Genomic DNA, 5,091 nt, shown 5'->3' on the forward strand with positions numbered 1-5,091 from the left:
TAAATCACAAATACTATCTGCTAATGTAGGTTCCTTACGTATTTTCATACCATAAAAATACAACTTATTTATCTGATATACAATTATATAAGGTGATTTATTTTGTTAATTACCATGCAACGGTCTTGAATTGTTCACTCATCTCATAGAATACAATTGAAAGGAGAATCTCTAAGAAAAAACAAATTAAAATCATCAAAAACAGAAGCAAATTAATGTGAAATATTTAGGAAAATTAATGTGTGAAAATGAAACAAATTAATGTGTAAATTTAGCCTAGAAATTATAGCTGTTCACACTGGCACAATAACGTCGGTATGACTGGCACAATAACGCCGGTATATCCATATACTACAAATGGCCATTGTAAACCTACCCAGCATACAAACCACTCTGAAACCCAATAAAGCTATCACGAATAGATTTAATAGTGCCAAGCTCTTTTTTAGCATCTGCTAGGGCTTTGTATTTTAATTCTAACAGATTGGGTAGTTTTGAGTCATCGAGCTCGTTAACGCCTTCTTTTACGTATTGCTCTAGTACAAAGTTTAAAAACTCTTGTTGCTTTGGATGATAGTCTTTTAATTGGATTTTTGCTTTTTGGGCTCTCTCTAATCTTGGGACTAATTCTTTATGATAAGCTACATAGCTCAGAACATCAAACAAGTCGCTGTCTTCACCATGGATGATTTTTCGTAAGTCTTCTATTTGTGCGTAGGAATATCCTTTTTCGTGAAGCTCCTCTAAAAGTTTTTTTCTTGTACTTGGAACACTCCATATTTTCCTCAATTCCTCTTCATTCTTAAAGAAAGAGGGGAGATCGCCAAATAGTGCTTTTATAAATGCTTCTGCTGATATGGGTTTGCCATCAGGGCTATAAAAGCTTGTTTTTACCATCGAGTCAATAGACCGACTATTGGTTGAAGAAAGTTTAATCTTAATCATCTTTCTAGGTGGTCGATCACATACACAAGGAGTGTTACCACATATATAACAGGGTTCCGGTTCTCTGATACAAATACAAGGCCTTTCTCCACATATATTGCATGGAGGCCTTTCTTGTCCTCCTGTGGGTGGTTCTGGTGGATCTATTGGTTCGCCATCCCATTCCGGATCGTTAAAGTGCTCATGTGCATTTACAAAATCGTATATGGTGAAATAGTCTTTTCCATCAAATAGTCTTGTTCCTCGTCCAACTATTTGTTTAAACTCTACCATGGAGTTAATAGGACGTAAAAGAATGATATTTCTAATTTCTGGTGCATCTACTCCGGTACTTAGTTTTTGTGAGGTGGTTAAGACGGTTGGAATGCTTTTTTCATTGTCTTGAAAATCTCTTAAATGTTGCTCTCCAATTTTACCATCATCTGCAGTTACTCTATGACAATAATTGGAGTTTCTATTGGTGCTATACTGATTTATTAAATCTCTAATGGCTAATGCATGTATTTGTGTAGCACAGAAAACCAGAGATTTCTGATTTTGATTAATGTCATCCATGAAGAGTTTAACTCGATACTCTTCTCTTTCTTTAATCTCTATGATTCTATTAAAATCCTCCTCCGAGTATTCTTTAGTTTCATCTATCTCACCTGATTCAATTTCATCGTCAGAAGTATATCTGTACTTATCTATGGTGGTAGTGATTTCTTTTAGTTTGAAAGGCGTTAAGAAACCATCGTTGATACCTTCTTTGAGAGAGTAAACATAAACAGGTTCACCAAAATAAGCATAGGTATCAATGTTCACATCTCTTTTGGGTGTGGCTGTTAAACCCAATTGAACAGCAGGGGAGAAGTAATTCATAATAGCACGCCATGAGCTTTCATCCTTGGCACCTCCACGGTGGCATTCATCAATGATAATAAAATCGAAAAAGTCATTAGGGTATTCACCAAAATATGGGGAATCATTAGGGCCGGACATAAAGGTTTGAAAAATGGTAAAGAATACAGAGCCGTTTTTGGGAATTTTTCCTTTCTTTTTAATTTCTGCAGGTTTAATTCGAACCAAGGCATCCTCATCAAATTTATTAAAGGAGTTGAAAGCCTGATCGGCTAAAATGTTTCTATCGGCCAAAAACAATATTCTAGGGCTTCTCTGTCCATCTCTTTTTAGGTTCCATTTGGCATGAAATAGTTTCCAAGCTACTTGGAAGGCAATGGCTGTTTTTCCTGTGCCAGTAGCTAGGGTTAATAATATTCTGTTCTTTTTCTCAGAAATGGCTTCAATGACTTTCGAAATGGCGTTTCCTTGATAATATCTGGGTTGCCAAGTTCCTCCTCTATCTTCAAAGGGAATAGAAAACAAGCGCTCTTTCCAGTTGTCAATTTCTTTTAATTCATCATTAGATGCGGAGGGATAGCACATCTCCCATAATTCATCAGGGCTAGGATAGGACTTTAGTTCTCCTTCAGTACCTTCGAGCATGTCCACACCATAGATTTCTAATCCATTGGTGGCATAGGTGAATCTAATATTTAATCTTTGTGCATAGTCTTTAGCTTGCCACAAACCTTCTGTCACATATTTGTCTCTGGCTTTGGCTTCAATTACAGCCAATCTTCTGTTCTTATACTCCAGAACATAATCTGCTTTTAAGATTGTTGAGCGTCTTCCTTGACCCATCAAACGACCTTTGGTGATAGGGAATTCCAATAATACTCTACTACCTTCTGTATCTCCCCAACCTGCTGCTTTTAGCGCGGGGTTGATGTATTCGTATTTGGTTTGCTCTTCGTTCATGATTTGAGCTTATGCATTTTGTTGTTTACAAATATAACAAAATTGTAATTTGTGTTGGGATTAATACCAGGCAGATAATTAAAACATTAAAATTCATAGGTGCTACTTTTGAGCATATTGTCATGTAGTTCGATTTTGTCAATCATTTGACTCAGCTTGTATCTATTTCTTAATGATGGTTTAATATTTTTGGATTGTTCTAAAAATGATTCTGTAAAATTTTTATATTCCTTATCTAATAATTCTGTTTCTTCAAGCAAACCTAAATCAAGTAGACTTCTACCATGGAAACTAGAATTTAGACAATAGAAATTAAAAATCAACTGAATTATGTAAGAAATTAAATATTGTTTCTCAGAATTACTTAGTATTTTGGGAGGTACGGTTTTTATTAATTCTATGACTATTTTTTTTGGTTCAATGTCGTTTGATTTGATATTTGTATAAACTTCAAAATGCTTACTCTTTAAATACATTAAATAAAATATAATCTCAGGGTTGATATAGGCAGCAGGAGGGAATGATTTTAAAACAACACTAAAGTGATTAAAGAATTTCTCCTGTTGTCTTAAGTTAAATTGTTCAATATCAAAAAATAATATTGCAGCATCTAGAAAACCTTCTTTTTCTCCAATTAATTCAATACTGTTTCGTGTTTCATGCTCAAATATAATATTTAACTTAAAATAAGAATATAAATAATTACAAAATTTTTCACTATTTGGTTCGGGTAATGAATACTCTAAATCAATAAACCTCTTTAAATATTCATCGGCATCAATACTTTCGCTACCATATACTCCTCTGACGGCATGTCCTAATTGAGTTTTGTCAATAGAAAGAACAAAAACAATACCTTCAATAGAAAATATATGTTTGATTTGTTCTAGAACTTCTACTGCATAATTTGGTCGGCATCGGTCTAGCTCATCTATGATAAAGACAAAAGGTTTGTCTCCTGAAAATTCGTCAACATACTTCTTAAGTTCCTCTTTAAAAGCTGAAAGGCCTTCTTTTTTCTTTTGTTGTTCATTTATTTCTTCACTTAGTATATTGATACTTTCTTGGGTGGCATCACTTATCGCATCCACTATTTCATCGGTATCGATATATCTTTTAAGTGCGGCTTTCAAAAGTGCTGGTGCAGCTGCTTTTGCTATACTTCCTCCTTTGTCTAGAACATCTTTAAAACTAACTTTACTAGTTTTTGCATCATCGGGTTTGTCATCTTCAAGAGTTTTGAATTCAGCCATTATGGACACCAAAGGATTCCCGTTATAATCATTCTCCCAAGCATTAAAATAAACTGTTTTAAATCCTTGGTTTCTCATTTTTTGGTTCCACATTTTTGCAAAAGTGGTTTTGCCAGTTCCCCAAGCGCCATCTAAGGCCATTACAAAGCCATCCTTATAGCTTTCTACTATACTGGTTAAGATATCTGCATAGGGTTCTCTTTCTAGTTTGCAGTTTTCAAAAGGGTTGGCTCCGGTCTTGGTTGGAATAAATGGGTCTTGATGCTTCATATTTTATTTAGGATGTTTATAATGCGCTTGTTCCTCAGCTACTTTCCTTAATTCCTGATTTATTTCAAAAGTTTTTTCATTTGTATAATTCATAGTTAACTCTCCTGAAAACGCTTTTTGGAGAATGGATTTTTTAAGCTCTTTTAAAGCTTTGATTTTCTTTTGATATGAATCTATTAATTTGGTTGATATTGTTCTTGTATTATTAAGTGAATGAACTAATTTTTCTTGCAAAGTAACATTTGATGGATATTTAATTTTGAAGTTTTCGATTTGAACTTTTGTAATTGCTTGTCTTGTTGCTCCTTGCTCTCCAATACCCAAAAGCAAATCTTTGGTTGCTCTAGAAGTTAAGGCGTAATGAAGAAACTGATGATTCAAAATACCATCTTTTAATCTTATAATAGAGACATGCTGATTTACTCTTGCGGGCAAAAATGTATTGTCAACAACACAGCAACGAGCAACCGATGCACCTGTAATATTTAACAAGACATCATTTTCAAAAACGGTAACATTGTCTAATTTCCTAGCCTGACTATCATCGATAAAAGCTAGCTTTTTTTTACGAAAACCATCATCATGTACATTCATACTTCTAATTAAAGATATGCCAGATTCTTTGTACGATGCTTGGCCCCCTCTTGGTGTAGCACCACTTCCTATTTTTGTAGTTAAATCTTTTATAGGGTTACCCATTTAGTTCACAAATAGTTGTATATGAGTATATTATTTTGTAAATTGTATTCAAATTCAGGAACGATGAGGATACTAAAAAACATTGATAGACAGACGTTTAAAGAAAGATTTACAACAAAAGAAG

The 5,091-nt window shown here is 34.0% G+C and carries 3 protein-coding genes; all 3 read right to left on the reverse strand.

All coding sequences use genetic code 11. From position 1 onward, the window contains the following. Window positions 1-372: 372 nt before the first annotated feature. The 3 genes from hsdR to HNS40_RS21550 all read right to left on the reverse strand — a co-directional run bounded on the left by hsdR (window position 373) and on the right by HNS40_RS21550 (window position 4,967). Complete coding sequence (gene hsdR / locus HNS40_RS21540) at window positions 373-2,745, reverse strand: EcoAI/FtnUII family type I restriction enzme subunit R (RefSeq protein ID WP_172284784.1); 2,373 nt, start codon at window positions 2,743-2,745, stop codon at window positions 373-375. An 86-nt stretch (window positions 2,746-2,831) separates the two neighbouring features. Then, the gene (locus tag HNS40_RS21545) at window positions 2,832-4,268 is read right to left on the reverse strand and encodes a P-loop NTPase fold protein (RefSeq protein ID WP_172284785.1); all 1,437 of its coding nucleotides are present in this window, start codon (window positions 4,266-4,268) and stop codon (window positions 2,832-2,834) included. A gap of 3 nt (window positions 4,269-4,271) precedes the next feature. Beyond that, on the reverse strand, window positions 4,272-4,967 hold the full coding sequence (locus HNS40_RS21550) for a restriction endonuclease subunit S (RefSeq protein WP_172284786.1): 696 nt from the start codon (window positions 4,965-4,967) through the stop codon (window positions 4,272-4,274). Window positions 4,968-5,091 lie beyond the last annotated feature (124 nt).

It is taken from the genome of Lentimicrobium sp. S6 (assembly GCF_013166635.1).
GTDB lineage: Bacteria > Bacteroidota > Bacteroidia > Bacteroidales > UBA12170 > UBA12170.